This window comes from Pseudomonas sp. RIT411, from assembly GCF_003057735.2.
In the GTDB taxonomy this organism is placed as follows: Bacteria; Pseudomonadota; Gammaproteobacteria; order Pseudomonadales; family Pseudomonadaceae; genus Chryseomonas; species Chryseomonas oryzihabitans.
Window position 1 is genome coordinate 56,412 of sequence record NZ_QBIZ02000004.1, and the last position, 20,896, is coordinate 77,307.

At 62.5% G+C, this 20,896-nt stretch carries 17 protein-coding genes; 15 read left to right on the forward strand and 2 right to left on the reverse strand.

Going from position 1 to position 20,896, the window contains the following annotated elements:
* The first annotated feature begins 6 nt into the window (after window positions 1–6).
* From tagH to DBY63_RS24720, 12 genes are all read left to right on the forward strand, one after another.
* Window positions 7–1,197 carry a type VI secretion system-associated FHA domain protein TagH gene (gene tagH / locus DBY63_RS07810; protein ID WP_108582748.1) on the forward strand — a complete coding sequence of 397 codons (1,191 nt, stop codon included), beginning with the start codon at window positions 7–9 and terminating at the stop codon, window positions 1,195–1,197.
* Between the two features lies 1 nt (window position 1,198).
* Window positions 1,199–1,669, forward strand: coding sequence for a type VI secretion system lipoprotein TssJ (tssJ, locus tag DBY63_RS07815; protein WP_108582747.1), 471 nt, complete (start codon window positions 1,199–1,201; stop codon window positions 1,667–1,669).
* Window positions 1,670–1,672: 3 nt separating this feature from the next.
* Window positions 1,673–3,004, forward strand: a complete 1,332-nt coding sequence (gene tssK / locus DBY63_RS07820; protein ID WP_108582746.1) for a type VI secretion system baseplate subunit TssK — start codon at window positions 1,673–1,675, stop codon at window positions 3,002–3,004.
* A 2-nt stretch (window positions 3,005–3,006) separates the two neighbouring features.
* Window positions 3,007–3,894 carry a type IVB secretion system protein IcmH/DotU gene (gene icmH, locus DBY63_RS07825; protein ID WP_108582745.1) on the forward strand — a complete coding sequence of 296 codons (888 nt, stop codon included), beginning with the start codon at window positions 3,007–3,009 and terminating at the stop codon, window positions 3,892–3,894.
* Window positions 3,895–3,909: 15 nt separating this feature from the next.
* Complete coding sequence (gene tssM, locus DBY63_RS07830) at window positions 3,910–7,341, forward strand: type VI secretion system membrane subunit TssM (RefSeq protein ID WP_108582744.1); 3,432 nt, start codon at window positions 3,910–3,912, stop codon at window positions 7,339–7,341.
* Window positions 7,341–8,072 (forward strand): PP2C family serine/threonine-protein phosphatase, encoded by a 732-nt coding sequence (locus DBY63_RS07835; protein WP_108582743.1) that lies wholly within the window; start codon window positions 7,341–7,343, stop codon window positions 8,070–8,072. The genes tssM and DBY63_RS07835 overlap by 1 nt, the downstream gene beginning before the upstream one ends.
* Window positions 8,069–9,034, forward strand: coding sequence for a serine/threonine-protein kinase (locus tag DBY63_RS07840; protein ID WP_108582742.1), 966 nt, complete (start codon window positions 8,069–8,071; stop codon window positions 9,032–9,034). The genes DBY63_RS07835 and DBY63_RS07840 overlap by 4 nt, the downstream gene beginning before the upstream one ends.
* Before the next feature lie 27 nt (window positions 9,035–9,061).
* On the forward strand, window positions 9,062–11,101 hold the full coding sequence (tssI, locus tag DBY63_RS07845; RefSeq protein ID WP_108582741.1) for a type VI secretion system tip protein TssI/VgrG: 2,040 nt from the start codon (window positions 9,062–9,064) through the stop codon (window positions 11,099–11,101).
* A gap of 55 nt (window positions 11,102–11,156) precedes the next feature.
* On the forward strand, window positions 11,157–13,367 hold the full coding sequence (locus DBY63_RS07850) for an SH3 domain-containing protein (RefSeq protein WP_108582740.1): 2,211 nt from the start codon (window positions 11,157–11,159) through the stop codon (window positions 13,365–13,367).
* Window positions 13,364–13,819, forward strand: a complete 456-nt coding sequence (locus DBY63_RS24710; RefSeq protein ID WP_146750241.1) for a hypothetical protein — start codon at window positions 13,364–13,366, stop codon at window positions 13,817–13,819. The genes DBY63_RS07850 and DBY63_RS24710 overlap by 4 nt, the downstream gene beginning before the upstream one ends.
* A gap of 355 nt (window positions 13,820–14,174) precedes the next feature.
* Window positions 14,175–14,480, forward strand: a complete 306-nt coding sequence (locus DBY63_RS24715) for a hypothetical protein (RefSeq protein WP_146750242.1) — start codon at window positions 14,175–14,177, stop codon at window positions 14,478–14,480.
* Window positions 14,481–14,533: 53 nt separating this feature from the next.
* Window positions 14,534–14,890: a hypothetical protein gene (locus tag DBY63_RS24720; RefSeq protein WP_146750243.1), complete on the forward strand. Its 357-nt coding sequence runs from the start codon at window positions 14,534–14,536 to the stop codon at window positions 14,888–14,890.
* A 2-nt stretch (window positions 14,891–14,892) separates the two neighbouring features.
* On the opposite strand, the gene DBY63_RS07860 is transcribed toward DBY63_RS24720, so the two are convergent.
* Window positions 14,893–15,564, reverse strand: coding sequence for a uracil-DNA glycosylase family protein (locus DBY63_RS07860; protein WP_108582739.1), 672 nt, complete (start codon window positions 15,562–15,564; stop codon window positions 14,893–14,895).
* 140 nt (window positions 15,565–15,704) lie between these two features.
* On the opposite strand from DBY63_RS07860, the gene DBY63_RS07865 reads away from it, so the two are divergent.
* Window positions 15,705–16,082 carry a glutathione S-transferase N-terminal domain-containing protein gene (locus DBY63_RS07865; RefSeq protein WP_042134870.1) on the forward strand — a complete coding sequence of 126 codons (378 nt, stop codon included), beginning with the start codon at window positions 15,705–15,707 and terminating at the stop codon, window positions 16,080–16,082.
* A gap of 167 nt (window positions 16,083–16,249) precedes the next feature.
* On the opposite strand, the gene DBY63_RS07870 is transcribed toward DBY63_RS07865, so the two are convergent.
* Window positions 16,250–17,347, reverse strand: a complete 1,098-nt coding sequence (locus tag DBY63_RS07870) for a hybrid-cluster NAD(P)-dependent oxidoreductase (protein ID WP_027598761.1) — start codon at window positions 17,345–17,347, stop codon at window positions 16,250–16,252.
* A 327-nt stretch (window positions 17,348–17,674) separates the two neighbouring features.
* Here DBY63_RS07870 and gbcA point away from each other — a divergent pair, with 327 nt between their 5' ends.
* Both gbcA and DBY63_RS07880 read left to right on the forward strand, forming a co-directional pair.
* Window positions 17,675–18,967 carry a glycine-betaine demethylase subunit GbcA gene (gene gbcA, locus DBY63_RS07875; protein ID WP_027598760.1) on the forward strand — a complete coding sequence of 431 codons (1,293 nt, stop codon included), beginning with the start codon at window positions 17,675–17,677 and terminating at the stop codon, window positions 18,965–18,967.
* Window positions 18,968–19,142: 175 nt separating this feature from the next.
* The gene (locus DBY63_RS07880) at window positions 19,143–20,768 is read left to right on the forward strand and encodes a methyl-accepting chemotaxis protein (RefSeq protein ID WP_108582738.1); all 1,626 of its coding nucleotides are present in this window, start codon (window positions 19,143–19,145) and stop codon (window positions 20,766–20,768) included.
* Window positions 20,769–20,896: the final 128 nt, after the last annotated feature.

Here is a 20,896-nt window from a genome sequence, read left to right on the forward strand (position 1 = left end):
AAGACCATGGAACTGGTATTCGATCTGGTCGGCAGTCGAGCGCACGCCCCCGGAATGCTCACCCAAAAGACCTTTCGCCACGTTGGCGGACTCATCGGCCGCAGCGAAGACTGCGACTGGTACCTGCCCGATCCGCAGCGGGTGCTGTCCAGTCAGCACGCCCGCATCAGCTACAGCGAAGGCGACTATTTTCTCACCGACCTGAGCAGCAATGGCGTCCAGCTTGCCGATGGTCAGCGTCTGACCAAGGGCGAGCCTTGGCGGATCCAGCATGGCCAGACCTTCGCCCTAGGCACCTTCGCCCTCGCTGCCCGCCTGGTCCGCGATCCGTCCGGGTTCGCCGACGATTTCCAGGTCCCAACCAGTGCCCCTGGACTGATCCCGGACGACGCCTTTCTCGAACTGGATCCGTTGCAGGCGCTGGAGCGTCGCGATCCTCACGGCATCGACGAGCTCGAGGGTCTGGATCCCTTCGCCACTGACATTACTCGCAGCGACTATGCCCGGGTCGATCTGGACAGCCTAGGCATTCCTGCTCTGGTAGAGCACAGCGCTCCGGCTCCGGTCGAGCGCCCGGCGGCGGCTCCGCAGCGCCAGACACCAACGTTCTGGAAGGCCTTCGGGGTGGCCCTGGGTCTGGAGCTTGCCGACCTCGACCAGGAGGCGCGTGAAACCCTGGCACTCGAGGTCGCGCGCCTGCTGCGCCTGGCGACCCAGGGCCTGCACGGCTGCCTGCGGACCCGCAACGAAACGCGCAATGAACTGCGGCTGCCGCTTACCACGGTACAGAGCAGCGGCAACAACCCCTTGGCCTTCGCGGCCGACGGCGACGCGGCCTTGAGTCAGTTGTTGCGCCCCAGCGCTTCCGGCCAGCTCACCGCGGACCAGGCTCTGCTTCGTGCCTGCCGCGAACTTCAGGCCCATCAGGTCGGCCTGGTCGCGGCCAGTCGCCAGGCGGTGCTGGCCACCCTTGAACAGCTGGCACCGGCCCAGTGCGAAGCCCGCCTTGAGCGTGACGGTCGACGCCCGCGCTGGGGGCGCGATGCCAGACTCTGGCGTGCCTGGCAGCGCCAGTATCGCGAACTGCACCAGGACGACGACTGGCGCGAACGGCTGTTCGCCAAGGACTTCGCCCAGGCCTACACCGAGCAGGTCCGCCTCATCGCCACCCTCAACCCCACCCAGCAAGGACGCTGATATGAACACCCTATTACGCCTCGGCGCGCTCGGCCTGGCCCTGCTGCTAGGTGCCTGCACCAGCCCCAGGGCACCTGATCCGACCCGCCTCGACCTGACCCTGAAGGGCGGTGAGGACCTCAATCCCGACCTCAACGGCCGGCCCTCGCCACTGGTGGTGCGCCTGATCGAACTGAAGAATCCGGTCGGCTTCGAAAATGCCGAATTCTTTTCCCTCTATGAAAACGCCAAGCAGACCCTGGCTCCCGACTGGGTCGCCGAGGAAGAAGTCGAGCTACGGCCCGGTGAGTCACGCGAACTCAAGCTGAGGGTGCAGGACGCCAGCCGCTACGTCGGCATCTATGGCGCCTACCGCAACCTGGGCGGCAGCCAGTGGCGGCAGGTCGTCCAGCTCAGGCCCGCGGCGCTGGCGCAGATCCGCCTGGATTTCACGGCGGATGGCATCCAGGCCGCTCCGCCGATCAAGGAGTAGGCCATGCAGCAACTCAAGGTGATCTGGCAGGAAGGCATGCTGCTGCGGCCGCAGCACTTCCAGCAGAACGACCGCTATCACGCCCAGCAGCTGCAGATTCGTACCCGTCGCCTGGGCGAGCCGGCATGGGGCTTTTTCGAGCTGACTCTCGATCGCCAATTCTTCGCCATGGGCAAGGTAGTGGTCAGCCAGGCCAGTGGCATCCTGCCCGATGGCACCCTCTTCGAACTGGGTGCCGACGGCGAGCCCCTGGCTCTCGATGTACCAACCAATACCCGCGACAGTGCGGTCTGGCTGGCGCTCCCCCTGACCAGCGGCCAGCGCCTGGAGAGCCGTCCAGTCGACCAGGACGACGTCATCGCCCGTTACCTGAGCGTCGACAGCGAGATCGCCGACTCCCATGCCGGTTTCGGCGAGCGGGGGGCGGTCACCTGCGGACGTCCCGATTTCCGGCTGCTGCTCGATAGCCATCCGCGACTGGACGCCTATGTCCGCCTGCAGGTCTGTCAGCTACTGGAAACGGCGCCAGACGGCAGCCTGGAGCTGGATACCGCCTTTACCCCCAGCGTCATCCAGGTGCGGGCGGCCGAGCCTCTGCTGGCGGGTCTCAAGGAGGTCGCCTCCCTGCTCGCCCATCGCGGCGAGGTACTTTCTCAACGCCTGCGCCAGGCTGGCAGCCTGGGCACCGCGGAGATCGGTGACTTCCTGCTGCTGCAACTGGTCAATCGCCATGAAGCGGTTCTGCGTCACTGCCTGGATTATGAACAACTGCATCCACGCAGCCTCTTTCGCGAACTGCTCGCCCTGCACGGGGAGCTAGCTACCTTCGCGGCTGCCGACCGGCGTCCTGCACTGGACCTTCACTATCGCCACGCCGATCAGTCCGGCAGCTTCGCACCGCTGTTCCAGGCCCTGCGCCAGGCATTGTCCATGGTGCTCGAACAGCATGCCCTGCCACTGCCCCTGCAACAGCGTCAGTACGGCATCCAGGTCGCGCCCCTGCAGGACCACGGTCTGCTAGCCAGCGCCAGCTTCGTGCTCATCGCCGGGGCCGAGTGCAGCACCGAGGAATTGCGTCAGCGCCTGCCGGCGCACCTCAAGGTGGGACCGGTGGAGCGCATCCGCCAGCTGGTGAATCTGCACCTGCCAGGGCTCACCCTCAAACCGCTGCCGGTCGCGCCGCGTCAGCTGCCCTTCCATACCGACAAGGCCTATTTCGCCCTCGAACTCAGCGCCACCGACATCGCCCAGCTCGAGCAATCCGGTGGCTTCGCCTTTCATGTCTCCGGCGCCTTTCCGGGCCTCGACCTCGCCTTCTGGGCGATCAGGAGCTAAGCATGCAGACCGCAACCGACGCAGGCCGGGACGACAGGACCGTGGTGCTGAGTCGCCACGCCCAGGGGCCGGACACACCCCGCAGCCCGCTCACCGACTTTGCCGAGCCACCACGCTACGCCCAGCTGGAGGAACGCATGGTCCAGGCGGCACGCCTGCGACCGGGCGAGACCCTGAATCTGAGCATCAATCCCATGATAGGCGCTGCCGCGCCACTGCTCTCCGAGGTGGTGCGCCTGCGCCAGAGTTACGCCGCGGAAGACCTGCATGTACTCAAGGAGCGCCTGGCCGCCGGCCTGCGGCTGTTCGAACAGCGCGCCCTGGCCAGCGGGCTGGACAGCGGTGAGGTCATGGCCGCTCGCTATGCCCTTTGCACCACGGTCGACGAGGCGGTGGTCACCACCCCCTGGGGCAATGCCGGTGACTGGTCGCAACTCAGCCTGCTGAGCAGCTTTCACAACGAGACCTTTGGCGGCGAAAAGTTCTTTCTGCTGCTCGAACGCCTCAGTCGCAATCCAGCCAAGCACCTGGCTCTGCTGGAGCTGCTCTACCTCTGCCTGGCGCTGGGCTTCGAAGGCAAGTATCGGGTGCTGCCGCGCGGCATGCTCGAACTCGAAGCCATCCGCGACAGCCTCTATCGGCAACTTCGCCAGCTGCGTGGGGATGTGCCGCGCGAGTTGTCGCCGCACTGGCAGGGACTGGATGCCCGGCCACGACGGCTGGTCCGCCTGGTGCCCTGGTGGCTCGTCGCGCTGTTCACCCTGATCTGCCTTGCCACCCTCTATGGCGGTTTCAGGCTGGCGCTGGAACAGCAGCGCGACGGCCTGCTGCAAGGCTATCCCGGTGGTCCTGCGGTCACCGCGCCAGTGGCCGCCCCGCCCCACGCCTGATACGGAAGCGCACCCATGAAAGGATTCATCATTGCACTCGGGCGCATGCTGCGCCGTCCCTGGACCTGGACGCTGCTCGTGACCCTGGGCCTGGGCGGCATGGTCTGGACCCTTGGTCCTCTGCTGGCCTTTGCCGGCCACAGCCCCTGGGCCTCGGTCACCCACCGCCTGGCCACCCTCTGCGGTCTGTTCCTGGCCTGGGGCCTGGTCATGGCGCTGCTGCAGGGCTGGCAGCAGCGCAAGCAACGGCAGCGTCTCGCCACCGAAGCGGGCCAGCACGATCAGCTGCGCGCCGAGCGCATCGACGACGAGGCCCACGAACTGGAGTCCCGCGCCCGGGACGCCTACCGCACCCTGCATGGCGCCGGCCTCTATCGGGGACGCAGCCAGCGTTGGCGGCGCGAACTGCCGCATTACCTGCTACTGGGACCGGAGGGTGCCGGCAAGACCTCGTTGCTGGATTTCTCCGGTCTGGAATTCCCGCTCAATACAGAGCGTTCCCGGTTGACCCGCGATGTCAGCGGCACCCGTCACTGCGACTGGTACTTCGCCGAACAGGGGGTGCTCCTGGACACCGCCGGCCGCTACCTGACCCAGGGCGACGCTCCGGTGGACAGCAGTGCCTGGCAGACCCTGCTGCAACTGCTACGGCGCCAGCGGCGAACGCGCCCGCTCAATGGCATTCTCATTGCTATCCCGGTAGTTCAGTTGGCCAGTGGCAACGAAGTCGCCCTGGAAACCCTGGCACGTCAGGTACGCGCCCGCCTGCACGAGGTGGCTCGCCAGCTCAAGGTCGAAGTCCCCGTCTATCTGGTGCTGACCCAGGCGGATCACCTGCCTGGCTTCGACGCCTTCTTCGACGGTCTTTCTCGCGAGGAAAATGAGCAGGTCCTGGGCACCACCTTTCGTGAAGCCCAGAACGGTACCGATCCCGGAGTGCTGCGCCAGGAATTCGAGGAACTGCTGCGCCGCCTCAACAGCCAGGTCATCCCGCGTATCCATCAGGAGCGCGACGGCCAGCGCCGCGGCCAGATCCTCGACTTCCCACATCAGCTCGATCGTCTGGGCGATGGCCTCGCCCTCTTCGTCGAATTGGCCTTCGCGGGCAATCGCTACCAGCGCGCGGCCCAGTTACGCGGGTTCTACCTGACCAGCACCCCGGCGCTGAGCCAGCCACTCGACGCCCAGACCCAGGGCATCGGCGATCAGCTCGGTCTGCCCAGCAGCCTGCTGCCCCAATACCGTAGCGGCCAGCCACGCTTCATCCGCCAGTTGTTCAGTCGCGTGATCTTTCCCGAGGCGGCTCTGGCTGGCCTGGACCAGCGCGAGCTGCGCCGCCTGAGCTGGGGGCAGCGGGGTCTCTATGCCGCAGCCCTGGCCGGCCTGGCCTTGGGTGCGGCGCTCTGGACCAGCAGCTTCGCCGGCAATCACGCGCGACTGGAGCGCCTGCGCGACCTGGTGCAGCACGGTGTGCAAGCGCGCAGTCAGCTCAAGGCCGACGCCGATGCCCGTGCCGTGCTGCCGATACTGGACAACGCCTATGCCGGCACCCAGGTCTTTCCAGCCGCAGACGCTACGCCGCTGCGCGAACGCACCGGGCTCTATCAAGGAGAGGCCGTACGCCCAGTCACCGAGGCCGCCTATCACCAGGCCCTCGACAACTATCTGCTGCCGCGGCTCAAGGCGCAGCTGGAAGAGCGCATCCGTGGCAGCCTCGGCGACCGGGAGCGGCTGATCGGTCACCTGCGGGCTTACCTGATGCTGCAACTGCCCGAACGCCGCGACGCCCGCACCCTGCGCGATTGGGCCGCCGCCGACTGGTCCCAGCGCTATCCGGGTGACGCCCTCACCCAGAACAGTCTGGATACCCATCTGGCGCGCTTGCTGGAGCAGGGCTTTGGCGCCTATCCGGTGGATACCCAGCTGGTGACCCAGGCGCGCCAGGTACTGCGCAGCGAATCCCTGGCCGCGGTGGTCTATCGCATCCTGCGCGACCAGGCCAGCGGCCTGCCGATCTATCGGCTGAGCCAGCAGCTGGGCGCCCAGGCGCTGGCCTTCGAAGGCGCCGACTACCCCATCCCCGGGTTCTATACCCGTCAGGGCTATGCGCAGACCTTTTCCACCCAGGGCCTGGCCGTGATCCAAGAGCTGGCCGCCGACAACTGGGTGCTGGGCGATGGCGACGGCATCACCGGCATGGACCTGCGCCACCTGCAAGGGGAACTCGAGCAACTCTATTTCCGCGACTACGCCAATCAGTGGAGCGATGCGCTCGCCCGGATCACGCTGCAACCCGTGGGCGACGCCAACCAGGGCGCCACCCTGCTGGCCGGACTCACCTCGGCCAACTCGCCGCTCTTGCAGCTCCTGACCGAAGTCCGCAACAACACCCGCCTCGCCGCGGCGGCCAGCCAGGGTGAAGCCCTGCCGGACACCGCGCGCCGCAGCCTGCAGAGCCGCTTCGAGAATCTGCATCGGCTGCTCGACGACCAGGGCGCTGCAGTGGCCGACCTTGCTCCGGCCATGGCGGCACTCAATGACCTCCAGCAACAACTGGCAGGCCTGGCCCACGCCAGCGCTCCGGAGCAGGCCGCCTTCGAACTGGCCAAGGCGCGCATGGCCGGCAACCGCGACGCACTCAACAGCCTGCGTAATGCCGCCGGCCGGCTGCCCACCCCGGTCAACGGCTGGCTCGGTCTGCTGGTCGACGACAGCTGGAATCTGATCCTGGCCGGCGCCTACGACTACATCAATGGGCGTTACCAGAGTGAACTGCTGGCGAGCTATCGCAACGGCCTGGACAGGCGTTACCCGTTCAAGGCCGACAGCGAAAGCGATGTCTCTCTGGTCGATTTCCGCGAATTCTTCAAGGCCCAGGGTATCGCCGACAGCTTCTTCGAGACCTATCTGAAGCCCTTCGTGGTTCGCGGCGAGAGCGACGCCTATCGCGCGCGCAGCATTGATGGCCACAGCCTGCCGCTGTCTCGGGACTTCCTCGCCCAGATGAGCCGCACCCAGCAGATCAGGCGCGGCTTCTTTGCCGAGAATCCGGCCGAGCCCGGCATCGTCTTCAAGCTCGAGCCCTATTCGCTGGATCCAAGCCTGACCCGCGCCGACCTCAATATCGGCAAGGAGCGTCTGGAATACCGCCATGGCCCCATCGTCGCCGCCACCTTTCGCTGGCCGCAGAACGATGCCTTGAGGACGACCCTGGTCCTGGAGGAGCTGGGTGGGCGCCGCGTGGGCCTGGAGCAGGACGGTAGCGCCTGGTCGCTGTTCCGCCTGCTGGATCGCATGAAGCTACAACAGCACAGCGCCCGCGACGTGCTGCTGGTGCAGGCCGACCTGGAGGGCCGCCATGCCGGCTATCTGCTGTCCAGTCAGCGTTCGCCCAACCCCTTCGACGTGGCCACCCTGCGCGGCTTCAGGCTGCCGGAGCGACTCTGATGGCGACGGCCCTGAGCATTGCCCGTACCCATCCGGGCAAGGTACGTGCCCATAACGAAGATGCGCTGCTAGAGCGCCCCAGCGACGGCCTTTGGGCGGTGGCCGACGGCATGGGCGGCCATCAGGACGGTGCGCGCGCCAGTCGCCTGGCTATCGAGCGCCTGGCCGAGACGCCCTTAAGCGGTGGGCTCGACCAGCGTCTGGAACAGGTGCGCCGAGTGCTTCACGACATCAATCGACGACTCACCCAGGATCTCACGGTACTGGCCGAAGGTACCGAGCGCCTGATCGGCACCACGGTCGTGGCGCTGGTGGTCAGTGGAGGCGAGGCGGCCTGCATCTGGGCGGGTGACAGTCGCGCCTATCTCTGGCGTGGCGAACGGCTCTACCAGCTGACCCGCGACCATCGCCTGCTGGAGCGCCTGATCGATGTCGAAGGCCTCAGTCCCCGCCAGGCAGCCCGCCATCCGGGCGCCCGCGCCCTGACCAAGGCGCTGGGTGCCCGGGAGGCCTTGGCCCTGGACATCGTCCGCTTCGAGTTGCAGCCCAGGGACCGCCTGCTGTTGAGCAGCGACGGCCTGCACGATGCCCTGGAAGAGCGCGCCCTGGGCGCCGCACTCTCGCTGCCCTCGCCCGCCCTGGCCCTGGAGCGCCTGCTCGATGGCGTGCTCAAAGGCCCCGCGCGCGACAACCTCACCGCCATCGTCATCCATCTTCGGGAGGCTGCATGAACCTTCAGGATCCAGCCGTCGATGACGGTCTCACCCACTTCGCCTTCGCTTCTCCCAGCACGACGGCTGCTACCCGCCAGCTGGCTCCACTGTCCGATGTGCTGGGCAGCCGCTATCGACTGGAAAGCCTGCTGGGCGTTGGCGGGATGGGCGCCGTCTACCGCGCCCGCGACCTGTTGCGCGAGCAGTATGGTGATCCCGCACCCCAGGTCGCGATCAAGGTGCTCAACGACGACTTCGCCGAGTACGGCGATGCCAACGCCCTGCTCTATGGGGAGTTCGCCCTGACCGTACGGCTGCGCCATCCGCATATCGTTCGCCTGCATGGTTTCGAGATCGACCCTGGCAGCGAGCGCGCCTTCATCACCCTTGAGCTGTTGCGCGGCCCAACGCTCGATGCCCTGCTCTGTGACCGTCCCGAGGGACTCGACTGGACCGAACTGCAGGAGATCGCCCTGCCGCTGCTGGATGCCCTGCAGTTCGCTCACGCCAACGGCGTCCTGCATGGCGATCTCAAGCCCAGCAACGTGATCCTCACGGAGAGCGGTCTGCGCCTGTTCGATTTCGGTCTTGGTCAGCCCTGCGAAGACCTGCTGCCCGGCCTGCCGCGGTTGAGTCGTGCACGCTTCAATGCCTGGACGGTGCGCTACGCCGCGTTCGAACTGCTCGAAGACGGACGGCTGACCCCAGCGGGCGATCTCTATGCCTGCGCCTGCGTGCTCTATGAACTGGCAACCGGCAAGCATCCCTATCGCCGCCTTAGCGCCAAGCAGGCACGCAGCCTGCAAATCGAACCCGAACGGCCAGCGGCCATGCCTACCGACGCCTGGCAGGTGCTTCGCCAAGCCCTGGAAATCGATCCCGCCCGCCGCCAACAGGACCTCGGCGAGTGGCGCACCGCGTGGCAGGCGCCGGCGCCTCCGCAGCCATGGTGGCAGCGTCTGCTCTCGCGTTCCACGTGAAACCTCTCACTGTCAGGAAGACACCCCATGTTCAGCCCCGCCAATGCGCCGCGCTTCACCCTGACCCTGCCGGGCCTGCCCCATGACTTTCAGGTGCTGGCGTTCCATGGGCAGGAAGCCCTCAACGAACCCTATCGTCTGCAGGTGGAAGTCGTCAGCGAAAAGCCCGACTGGGCCCTGGAAGACCTGCTCAACCGTCCCGCCTGGCTTGGCCTGGGTCCTATGGACGTGGGCCTTCACGGACTGCTGGGCGCCATCGTTCAGGGTGACTCAGGACGACGCCTGACCCGCTATCGGCTCGAACTGGTTCCCCGTCTGACCTATCTGGCCCAGCGTACCAACTCGCGGATCTTCCAGAACCTCGCGGTGCCCCAGATCCTCGCCAGGTTGCTCGAAGAGCATGGGATCCTGGAGGGTGCCTATCGCCTGGCACTCGGCCCAACGCCCTATCCTGCGCGCGACTACTGCGTGCAGTATGGCGAGAGCGATCTGCACTTCCTCAATCGCCTGTGCGAGGAAGAAGGCATCCACTACCACTTCGAGCACCGGCCTGACGGCGCCGTGCTGGTGTTCGGTGATGACGCCACCAGTTTTCCCCGTCTCGCCGCCACGCCCTATCATCCAGGCAGCGGTCAGGTCGCCGATCATCCCGTCGTGCGCGGACTCGAAGTCGGAGTCCAGACCCGCAGCACCCAGCTGATCCTGCGCGATCAGGATCCCCTGCAGCCCCGGCTGCGCCTGGAAAGCCGCACCGACCTCGAGCAGCAGCCGACCTTGGAAAGCTACCGTTTTCCTGCCGGCTTTCGCGATCGGAATCGCGGCAAGCAGCTCAGTGCCCGCGGCCTCGAGGCGTTGCGCGTCGACAGCCAGACAGCCCAGGGCCACGGCGATCAGCCGCGTCTGGCCAGCGGCCATTTCCTACCCCTGACCGAGCATCCCCGCGCAAGCTGGAACCAGTTGTGGTTGCTCACCCGTATCGAGCATCAGGGCCACCAACCCCAGGTGCTGGAAGAAGGCCTGGGTACCCCGGCACTGCTGGGGCTGCCAGACTACGATGGCTGGAGTCAGGGCTACCGCAATCGTTTCCACGCCATTCCCTGGCAACTGCCCTTTCGCCCCCTGCCCCGTCATCCCAAGCCACGCCTGCTCGGCCAGCAGAGCGCCGTGGTCACCGGCCCGGCTGGGGAAGAGATCCATTGCGATGCCCTGGGTCGGGTCAAGGTCCAGTTTCATTGGGATCGTGAAGGGCAGGCAGACGAACGCACCAGTTGCTGGCTACGGGTAGCCAGCAACTGGGCCGGTAATCGCCAGGGTGCCCTGGCCATCCCGCGGGTCGGCATGGAAGTTCTGGTGGGCTTTCTCGAAGGGGATCCCGACCAGCCCCTGATCCTTGGCTGCCTGTACCACGCCGAGCATCAGCCACCGGTACAACTACCCAGGGACAAGACCCGGAGCACCTTCAAGAGCCTGAGTAGCCCAGGCGGCCAGGGCTACAACGAACTGCGCATCGAGGATCGCCAGGGGCAGGAGGAAATCCACGTCCATGCCCAGCGCGACTGGGATGAACACATCCGCCACGACCACCGTAGCGAGATCGGCCACGAGCGCTACCAGCGTATCCATGGCAACAGCCACAGCGAGCTGCACGCCGAAGAGCACCGCCTCGTCCATAGCCTGCGCAAGGTCGAGGTCAAGGCCAGCGATCACTTGCTGATCGGCGGCAGTCAGCATCTCAAGCTGGGCAGCGGCCAGTTCGTCGAGGCCGGCCAGGAAATCCATATCAAGGCGGGTGATCGTGTCGTCATCGAGGCCGGCACCGAACTTACCCTGACTGCCGGTGGCAGTTTCATCAAGCTCGAACCCAGCGGTATCACCTTGGTCGGTCCCCTGGCTCGCCTGAATGCCGGCGGCGCACCCGGCAAAGGCTCGGGCATCGCCCTGCAGCGACCGCGAGCACCAGGTACCACCCAGCCGGGCACGGCTGGCGATTCAAACCAGCTGGCGCTTGCCAACGAACCGCAGCACCAGGACGCAAGGCCCCAGCGAATGCTCCATTTTTCCGTCTGACCCGACCACTCGAGGGACCTGCCGCGACGACGCGGCCTCTGCAAAGGACAGCAGCATGACCAGCAACCACACAGTACCCCAGCCCAAAGTGGAAAACTGGGCCTATCCCTTCAAGGCGAAAGGCGGCCAGGACGTCACCGATCCCCAGCTCTATCAGCAGGCACTCGCCCATGCCCAGGGTGGTACCTATCTGTTGGGTAGTAATGGCCTCTGGCACGGCGGTATCCACTTCGACGAAGGCACCTCAGCCTTTCTGGATCAGTCTCGCATTCACTGCATCGCGGACGGCGAGGTGGTCGCCTATCGTATCGACGACAGGGTTCATCGCTTCGCGACCGAGGCGGATTCGGAGGGCAAGACCTACTCCACCAGCTTCGTCCTGATACGTCACCGCCTGGAAGCTCCGCAGTTGCCCAACGGCACCGAAACGCCTCCCTCGCTGGTCTTCTTCAGCCTCTACATGCACCTGCTGGACTGGGCCGGCTACGAAGCCAAGCCCACCCTGCCCCGACCGGCCTTCTGGGGTAACGATCGCTATCGTGTACGGACCCAGGGGGGCAAACTCAATGTTCGCCAAGAGCCACGGGCTAATGCGCCAGTCCAGGCCGAACTCGCCAACGGTAGCCGGATACGGATTGCCGGAGATGGCGAGTGGTGCCAGATCATCGAGATCCTCGATAACGGCTTGACCCTTCGCCCCAGGCGTACCCAAACCGGCCTGGGCTACGTCGCGCGCGGCTACCTCGAACCGGAAGCCGCGCCCAAGGCACAGAACACCGTAGTTGTCCTGGACCAGCCCTTTCCCATCAAGGCCGGCGCTCTGCTCGGCCACCCAGGCCTATACGAAGGTCGGCAGCAGATCCACCTCGAGACCTTCAGCTGCGACGACGTTCCCGCCTTCATTGAGCGCAGCCGGGCCTGGGCTGCTCGTTTGCCGGAAAGCGAAAGAACCCTGCTGAAAATCCATGCTGGCGCCAGCAAGCTGATCACCCACCGCTCCAATATCGATGCCAACCATCCGCCGCGGATTAGTGATCCAGGCGTACAGGTGGGCGTGGACCTCATCCTCAGCCAGGCTCAACTGGAGACCTTGCCCGCTACCGACAAGGTCGTCGTACCCGCACGAAACGAAGGTGGCATTTGCACGCCGGAAGTGCGCTGGTGGCATCTGAAGGATCGACTGGCGGATGGTGAAGGGAAACCCATTGATGGATGGATTTGCGAGCAGGAGTTGATTACTAGCAGACATAGTCCGTGGGAGTGGGTTGACTATAAGACTTTAGTAGACAATGTTACTCCAGCAGCAAAACTTGCGCGCCACTTAAATACAGCTGAATCCTTTTCTTATGAAGAAAAAAGAGAATTTGAAAATTTAATTAGCGAAGCCTCCTTAGATCCAACCAGAAAAGAAATTGAAAGTATCCTAAGAAAACAGGACACAGAGAGCAACTCACATTCTTATAAACCCACAAGCTATAAAAAACTCTCACCATACCAAGCTATTTGCAGATTAGCTGTAAGACATAGAACAGAGTGGATCTACGAACCAAATTATTGGGATGATCTAGATAAGCTAGTCGGGAACTTTAAAGAAAATCCGAATTTTGCATGGCAGCAGGAGAAGAGCAAAATAGAAACGATTAGCTGGTGGAGCCAAGTAGCCAGCACAATTCGAACACATATAAAAGATCCGTGGCATTTTCATCCTATAATCCTAATAGAAGCCACACAAAGCGATATGAGAGAACTGAGAGTTCGCGCCTTTATCAGAATGATCAGAGTTGGCGAGGGGACCTCTGGAAAGTCTGGTTACGAAAAACTTTTCGGCGGACAGTCCTTTATAAAGGATTATTCGAAAAACTTCGACAACCATCCAAATATAAAAATAAGGAGACAGGGTTATACATCTTCAGCGGCAGGCGCCTATCAAGTGATGGCGTATACTTGGAACGACAAAGCCATGATAAGAATCCGCGAGAAACTACAGATCAAGGATTTTACACCCGAATCTCAGGACCGGTTTTGCATTGCTCTATTAAGATACAAAATACGATCAAATCCACTTCTAACGATTTGCGATGGAAAAATCGAAGAAGCCATAAAGAAATGCAGTACTGAATGGGCAAGCTTGCCGACTAGCCCTTATGGCCAGCCTGTGAAAACTATGGAAGAGTCTCTCAAGAGCTATGAAATTTTTCTAAAAGAAGAAATTGAAGGCCGAACAGAACTCTATTTAAGGAAAGGTTTTTTGAGTACCTACTTATGAAAAAAATCATCACCAAAAGCATCAAATTACTATTTCTCACTATACTTTTTAGTGCTTATCCTCTATCAAATGCAGATGAGAAAAATGAGTTTACGGGTCATTGGTCACCTGACTGCGAGGCCCTGCAAGGATTTCAGATAGTTAGCCATAAAGCTGCTGAACTGGAAGTCAACTCCAATCAAATTTATATAAAGGCCAAGCTTGTCACTGAAAAAAACGATACAGCTGTTTATTTTGACGAAGTATTGGATCTGGGTTCAGGGGGAATGCAGCTTGACTGGGAAAATTTCTCAAAAGACAAAGCTATCGGCAAAATAAAAAGCTGGTCAGATGAAGAATTTATCTTTGAGTGGGTCGGTTTTTACAATAAAAGAAGCAGCACAACATACTGGAAAGAAAATCCTGATTTTTTCCAAAAGAAAAAAATCGTGTTTTATAAATGCCCACGCTAACCATAAGTGACAACCCCGATTGATAGCTCGTTATGCGCATTCATCTATAGCGAAAGAAAGCTTCAAAGGACTTATCTAATTACTTAGAGTTAATTCAAAGTGACGGCAAACCAAATGCACTCCATCCTACTCGCAGGAAAGCCAAGAAATCGCGAAAAATAAAGCCATCAAGTCAATTATTAACGCTTCCTCAAACACATATACCTGAGCATATTTTAACTTTTCTTGCTTTCACATACGCAGGCGCTGCAACTCAAGAAGCAGCTGCTCGCACAGACAATGGACTTTACCTACACGAGGAAGATACAATTGTTTGGTTCAAAACAGAAGCAAGCAGAAAACCGCATCTATATGTGTGAACCCTAAAGACAACTATCTTTTTTATAGATATGGAGCTCGAAGCCATATACAGCTGACCTACCCTGCTGAAGCCAGCTCCAGCCCATGGAAAAACTTCTCCTTCAACAGTTATGTAATAGCAAGAAGTGAGACAAATGATCCCAAAGGAGAGTATGGCATCTCCTTTACAAATAACGACTATGAGGCAGGCATTATCATCACTCACAAAGGCGGCGATTACAAAATATTAGCGATGCCCCAAACCCAGAAAGGCTCACTCGCTCGTTTGGAAAAATTTAAAAGCATCTTAAACTATCAGTAGCGCAAAAATTACGGACTCGAACTATAAGCATGCGCAGTACAACGTACAGAACCATGGCACTATTTGCCTTTATGTCAGTCGTAGATAGTACAAGTGCTAATTTAGAAATAGAACTCAAGCAGCAAAAAGCAGATGAAAACGTTCTAAAATCTCAGTTAGAGATGGCAAGGCGAGACGCTACCACAGCCTACAACAACGCAAAAAAATTCTATGGAGATGATCCAATAATGCAAGCAGAAAAGATTAAAAACCTTGGGGAATCCAGCATCGCCTGGGACAATTTCATTGAAAAAACGTGTCTATTCGAAAGCATTGAGAGCTTGGGAACGCGAGCCGAAGAAACCTCCAAGCTAAATTGCTTGATTAAAAAATACAAATCTAAAGCCGAGTACTACCTAAACTCCTTATAATTCTATGCGAGAAGCTCTTCTACTCTACTCGCCAGCAACCCAGGAAACCTCGTATACCACGTCTGATTTAAAGGCGACGGATGCGGCAGCGGATAGAGCGTTAGCGTCTTGCGGATGCCCTCCTCCGTTTCCAGGGTGACCTCGATGCTGTTTTCGAAGCGCTCTTCGCTCTTCCAGAAGGCTTCCAGGCGGGCGCGTTCCTCCCTGGATTGGCCGATGCCGAACCAGAGGAAGGCTTCGCGGCCGAGGGTGATGAGTTGGGTGCCGTGCCAGTGCTCTATCAGCAGGCGGCGCATCAGGGGGTGGAAGGTCTTTTTCACCCGTTCCGACCAGGCTTTGTTACCAAGCGGCTTGTAGGGCACGGTGTTGGTCCAGAAGAATTGCTGGCTCAGGCTGCGGGTGGCTTCGAAATCGGCCGGGGGCTGGCCGTGCAGGTGGGTATAGAGGACCTTGCGGGCGATCTGGCCGCCGCTGCCGATGAAGGGTTCGCCGTATTTCACCTCGTCCCGCCCCGGATCGCGACCAAAGAAGCCTAGCGGCGCATCGGGATCGCCCAGACCGATGATGGGGTCCAGCGGGTCTTTGGCGAACTGTTCATAGACCGGAAGATCGACACCCGGAAGATCGGCAGCGAGCTGGCGAAAGGCTTCGCGCTCTGCGGAAGACAGCGGCATGCAACAGGTCTCCATAGAGGAATTAATCCCTCTAGTAGAGCCCTGCCCTGCGGGTGACGTTCCGTAACGACTGGCGGAGCGGCAGTCCTGGGGCGATAGGGTAAACTGCCCGGCTCGAACGACCCTCAAGGTGAATCGCGTTGATCAATCTGCTACGCAACGGCCTCGGCCAGGTGATCGTCGGCCTGGATCTGGTGACCCGGCCACGCAAGCTTAAGCGCACTGAGCAGGCTCAGGCTGCCATCGAGGCGGAGCTGGCGAATCTGTCGCTCTATCAGTTCCAGGCCTGCCCCTTCTGTGTGAAGACGCGCCGGGCGCTGCATCGGCTGAACCTGCCGATCCGCCTCAAGGACATCAAGAAGGACCCGCAGCTGCGCGCCGAACTGGAACAGGGCGGTGGCCGGGTGAAGGTGCCTTGCCTGCGGATCGACGAAGGCAGCCAGAGCGTGTGGATGTACGAGTCGGACGACATCATCGCCTATCTGGAGCAGCGCTACGGCGAGCGGCAGCCGGCCTAGGGTCTGCGTGTGATCGTTGGTGGACAAGGCCGCGCCGTTGTCCACGCTACGGCCTGGCCCAGCGTCCGTAGGTTGGGTTGAGCGCAGCGAAGCCCAACGCTGCCAGGGATGAGTCCGCGCGGCTGGGCTTCGGCGATGGAGCCGCCCCAGCCCAACCGCCCTCCTCCTCAGAACTCGATCTGCACATCCCCTTGCGGGATGCTGCAGCAGGACAGGATGTAGCCTTCGGCTTCGTCTTCCTCGGTGATGCCGCCGTTGTGGTCCATGACCACCTCGCCGCTCTTCTTGAGCACTTTGCAGGTGCCGCAGATGCCCATGCCGCAGGCTTTGGGGATGTGCAGGCCGAGCTTGGCCGCGGCGCCGTGGATGGTTTCGCCGGGGCCGATGTTGACGCTCTTGCCACTCTCGGTGAAGGCGACGTTGCACTGGGCTTCCAGGGGAATCGGCGGCAGTTCGGCCGCGGCTTCGGCCTGCTCGGCCGCCTCCACCTTGGCTTCCGGCGGCGTCGCGCCGAAGGATTCCTCGTGGTAGTGGGTCATGTCGAAGTCCAGCTCGCGGAGCATGGCCTTGACGGCGTTCATGTAGGGCGTGGGGCCGCAGCAGAAGATCTCGCGCTCCCGGAAGTCCGGCGCCATCAGCTCCAGCATGCGGCGGTCGAAGTAGCCGCGATAGCCGGCCCAGGACTCGCCGTGCTCGGTGCGCTCGCACACCAGGTTCAGGGCGAAGTTGTCGATCCGCGCCGCCATGTGCTCCAGCTCGCCCTGGTAGATGATGTCGCGCGGGGTGCGTGCGCTGTGCACGAAGACCATGTCGACGCTGGCGTTGGTGTCGTAGAACCAGCGCGCCATGGACATCACCGGGGTGATACCGACGCCGCCGGAGAGGTAGAGCACCTTGTCGGCGGGATAGTCGATGGCGTTGAACAGGCCGACCGGCCCGTGCACGGCCAGGTTGTCGCCGACCTTCATGTTGTCGTGCAGCCAGTTGGACACCTGGCCGCCCGGCACGCGCTTGACGGTGATGGAGAAGCTGTAGGGCACCGAGGGCGAACTGGAGATGGTGTAGGAGCGCATCACCTGGCGGCCGTCGATCTCCAGCTCCAGGGTCACGAACTGACCCGGCTTGAAGAAGTACATCAGCGGGATTTCGGCCGTGAAGCAGAAGGTGCGCACGTCCCAGGTTTCCTGGATGACCTTGACGCAGCGCACGGGGTGGCGGCCATTGGTCCAGGTCTGGGTGGTTACGGGGTTGAGGAAGGTATTCATGACGCACCTCGACTGCCACTGGGGCTATTGGCGGCGATTCTGGGAGGGCCCCACGACCGCCACTTTCCCAATCGCGACATCCACATGCCGATGGCGACCGGCCCAGCAATGGCAAGGGCTGGGGCGTCGTGAACAGCGTCGGCCATGTCGCCCATGAGCAAGGCCCCCTCCCGGTTCCGGCCCCACACTCCGCCCCAAGCCGAACCTGAACAGCGCGCGACGGGCGACACCGGGGTCATTCGGCGGCCCTGCCCCGTCGGCCAATAGCCTTGCAATACCGTGACCAACCACTTTCGCCACCCGCCGCGGTGGCCACGAGGATGTACGATGGACGTCAGCACCTTGAGTTTGGGCGACCCTCTCGATCCGGCCCGCAAGGCCACGGCCGAGATGCTGCGCACCCGCGAGCGCACCTACTCCCTGCCCCAGCCGTTCTACAACGACGAGCGCCTGTTCCAGATCGACATGCAGGAGATCTTCGGCAAGGAATGGCTGATCGCCGGCATGACCTGCGAGATCCCCACCAAGGGCAACTTCATCACCCTGCAGCTGGGCGACAACCCCATCCTGGTGGTCCGCGGTGCCGAGGGCAAGGTGCACGCCTTCCACAACGTCTGCCGTCACCGGGGTTCGCGCCTCTGCGTCAGCGACAAGGGCAAGGTCGCCAAGCTGGTCTGCCCCTACCACCAGTGGACCTACGAGCTGGATGGCCGCCTGCTGTTCGCCGGCACCGAGATGGGCGCCGACTTCAACATGGCCGACTTCAACCTCAAGCCGGTTCACGTCAAGACCGCTGGCGGCTACATCTTCATCTCCCTGGCCGACGAACCGCCGGCCATCGACGACTTCCTGCGTACGCTCGAGCACTACATGGAGCCGTACGACATGGAAAACACCAAGGTCGCGGTGCGCACCGATCTGGTCGAGCAGGCCAACTGGAAGCTGGTGCTGGAAAACAACCGCGAGTGCTACCACTGCAGCGGCTCCCACCCCGAATTGCTGAACACCCTGCTGGAGTGGGACGACGTCACCGATCCGCGCGCCTCCCAGGCGTTCAAGGATCAGGTCGCCGCCTGCACCAGCCGCTGGGACGCCGACAACATCCCCTACGCCCATGCCAGCTTCGGCCTGCGCAACCGCATCGTGCGCATGCCGCTGCTCGCCGGCACCGTGTCCATGACCATGGACGGCAAGCCCGGCTGCAAGAAGCTCATGGGGCGCATCAAGGACCCGGACCTGGGCTCCATGCGCATCCTGCACCTGCCGCATTCCTGGAACCACTGCATGGGCGATCACATGATCGTCTTCACCGTCTGGCCGCTGGGTCCGACTGAGACCGTGGTGACCACCAAGTGGCTGGTGCACAAGGATGCTGTGGAAGGCGTCGACTACGATCCGGTCAATCTGCGCAAGGTCTGGGATGCCACCAACGACCAGGACCGCCGGCTGGCCGAGGAAAACCAGCGCGGCATCAATTCCAAGGCCTATCAGCCGGGTCCCTATTCCAAGACTTACGAATTCGGCGTGATCAACTTCATCGACTGGTACAGCGAGCGGCTGCTCAACAACCTCGGTGAAGAGGCGCCGGCGGCGCACCTGCGCCAGGTCAGCGGCGACTGACCGCGTACCGGACCCTCCTTCCGTGGGGTCGCTAGGACTCCACGGAAGCCTACAAACGTCTGACCTTTCTGATGCTGCGAGCTTTTGCCGCACCCGTCCTAGAGCCTTTTCGCCAAATCATCACCTAAAGTTGTGACCCTGTTCGCACTCCGAACCCTCCTCCTAGCAGGCCGTCATGACTCTTCGCTCCCTGTCCATCGCTACCCGCAACCTGCTGTGTTTCGGCATCCTGGCGGTCCTCGTCGCGGCGCTCGGCCTCTTCGGCTGGTACCAGCTGTCGGAGATCCGTCAATTGGGTCATCAGGTGGAGCAGCGCTACATCCCGACTCTGATCGCGGCCGACAACCTGAGCCTGCTGGTGGCCCGCACCCGCATCGAGACCTTGCGCCTGCTGGCCATGCCCGATGCCCAGACCCTGGCCAACACCCGCCAGAAGCTGGACGGTCTGAGCACCGAGGTGCAGGCCATCTTCGCCCGCTATCAGCACGAGCTGCTGTCGACGAAGAGCCGCACTGCGCTGGATGAATTGCGCCAGGTGCACCAGAGCTACATGCAGGGCGTGCAGCAGATCGCCGACCTGGCCGGTGCCGGTCAGCTCGACCAGGCCCGTAAAGTCGTGCAGCAGAGCATGGGCCCGCTGGGTACGCGGATGAACGCCTGCATAGAAACGCTCCGCCAGGCCGTCGAGCAGGACATCCACACCGCCAGCGCGGATGCGGATGCAGCCTATGCACGCTCCAACAGCGTGACCTGGCTGGCCATCCTGGTGACCCTCACCCTTACCGGCCTGCTGGCCTGGCGCCTGACGCGCAGCGTGGCCAACCCCATCGCCCAGGCGGTAGCGGCGGCCCGTACCATCGCCGCGGGAGACCTGACCCAGGCGCTGGACAGCCGTGGCCACGACGAAGCGGCGCAGCTGCTGCAGGCCATGCAGCAGATGCAGGGTCAGTTGCGCGAGACCCTGGGACATATCGGCGATTCGGCCAGCCAGCTGGCGTCCGCCGCCGAGGAGATGACCTCGGTCATGCAGGAAAGCGCCACCGGCCTGCAGCAGCAGAACAACGAGATCGAATCGGCGGCGACCGCCGTCACCGAAATGAGCCAGGCGATCGAGGAAGTCGCCGGCAACGCCTCCTCCACCTCCAATGATTCGCGCCAGGCCGCCGATACCGCCGTTCAGGGCCAGCGTCAGCTGGGCGAGACGCTCACGGCCATCGAGACCCTCACCGAGCAGGTCCTGGGTGCCAGTGCCCGGGCTCGCGAGCTGGAAACCCAGACCCGCAACATCAGCCAGGTGCTGGACGTGATCCGCTCGGTCGCGGAACAGACCAACCTGCTGGCCCTGAACGCTGCCATCGAGGCGGCGCGCGCGGGCGAGGCCGGTCGCGGCTTTGCCGTGGTGGCCGACGAGGTGCGCGCCCTGGCCCATCGCACCGGTGAGTCCACCCGCGAGATCGAGGGCATGATCGGCGACATCCAGCAGGGTACCGGCCAGACCGTCGATGCCTTGCTGACCAGCGCCGACCAGGCGCGCCAGACGCGCGAGCAGGCGCAATCGGCCAATGCCGCCCTGGCCGTCATCGCCCAGTCGGTCGCGGGCATCGACGAGCGCAACCTGGTGATCGCCAGCGCCGCCGAAGAACAGGCCCAGGTGGCGCGCGAAGTCGACCGCAACCTGGTACGCATCCGCGACGTGTCGGTGCAGACCGCGGCGGGTGCCGAGCAGACCCGCGCCTCCAGCCAGCAACTGGCGGCGCTGGCCGCGACCCTCAGCGGGCAGGTGCAGCGCTTCCAGTTCTAGCCGTGATCGCGGCTGACGACTGGCCAGTGCTGACCACCGGCCGCCCCTGGTCATACTTCCGTCAGATTTGGGACGAATGACCATCAAGTCACGGCGACCCTAGCCGTTAAAGGGGGCCTCACTCTTCA

Coding starts and splice junctions, on each gene's coding strand:
- tagH (WP_108582748.1), top strand. CDS start 7: ATGGAACTGGTATTCGATCTGGTCGGCAGTCGAGCGCACGCCCCCGGA.
- tssJ (WP_108582747.1), top strand. CDS start 1,199: ATGAACACCCTATTACGCCTCGGCGCGCTCGGCCTGGCCCTGCTGCTA.
- tssK (WP_108582746.1), top strand. CDS start 1,673: ATGCAGCAACTCAAGGTGATCTGGCAGGAAGGCATGCTGCTGCGGCCG.
- icmH (WP_108582745.1), top strand. CDS start 3,007: ATGCAGACCGCAACCGACGCAGGCCGGGACGACAGGACCGTGGTGCTG.
- tssM (WP_108582744.1), top strand. CDS start 3,910: ATGAAAGGATTCATCATTGCACTCGGGCGCATGCTGCGCCGTCCCTGG.
- DBY63_RS07835 (WP_108582743.1), top strand. CDS start 7,341: ATGGCGACGGCCCTGAGCATTGCCCGTACCCATCCGGGCAAGGTACGT.
- DBY63_RS07840 (WP_108582742.1), top strand. CDS start 8,069: ATGAACCTTCAGGATCCAGCCGTCGATGACGGTCTCACCCACTTCGCC.
- tssI (WP_108582741.1), top strand. CDS start 9,062: ATGTTCAGCCCCGCCAATGCGCCGCGCTTCACCCTGACCCTGCCGGGC.
- DBY63_RS07850 (WP_108582740.1), top strand. CDS start 11,157: ATGACCAGCAACCACACAGTACCCCAGCCCAAAGTGGAAAACTGGGCC.
- DBY63_RS24710 (WP_146750241.1), top strand. CDS start 13,364: ATGAAAAAAATCATCACCAAAAGCATCAAATTACTATTTCTCACTATA.
- DBY63_RS24720 (WP_146750243.1), top strand. CDS start 14,534: ATGGCACTATTTGCCTTTATGTCAGTCGTAGATAGTACAAGTGCTAAT.
- DBY63_RS07860 (WP_108582739.1), bottom strand. CDS start 15,564: ATGCCGCTGTCTTCCGCAGAGCGCGAAGCCTTTCGCCAGCTCGCTGCC.
- DBY63_RS07870 (WP_027598761.1), bottom strand. CDS start 17,347: ATGAATACCTTCCTCAACCCCGTAACCACCCAGACCTGGACCAATGGC.
- gbcA (WP_027598760.1), top strand. CDS start 17,675: ATGGACGTCAGCACCTTGAGTTTGGGCGACCCTCTCGATCCGGCCCGC.
- DBY63_RS07880 (WP_108582738.1), top strand. CDS start 19,143: ATGACTCTTCGCTCCCTGTCCATCGCTACCCGCAACCTGCTGTGTTTC.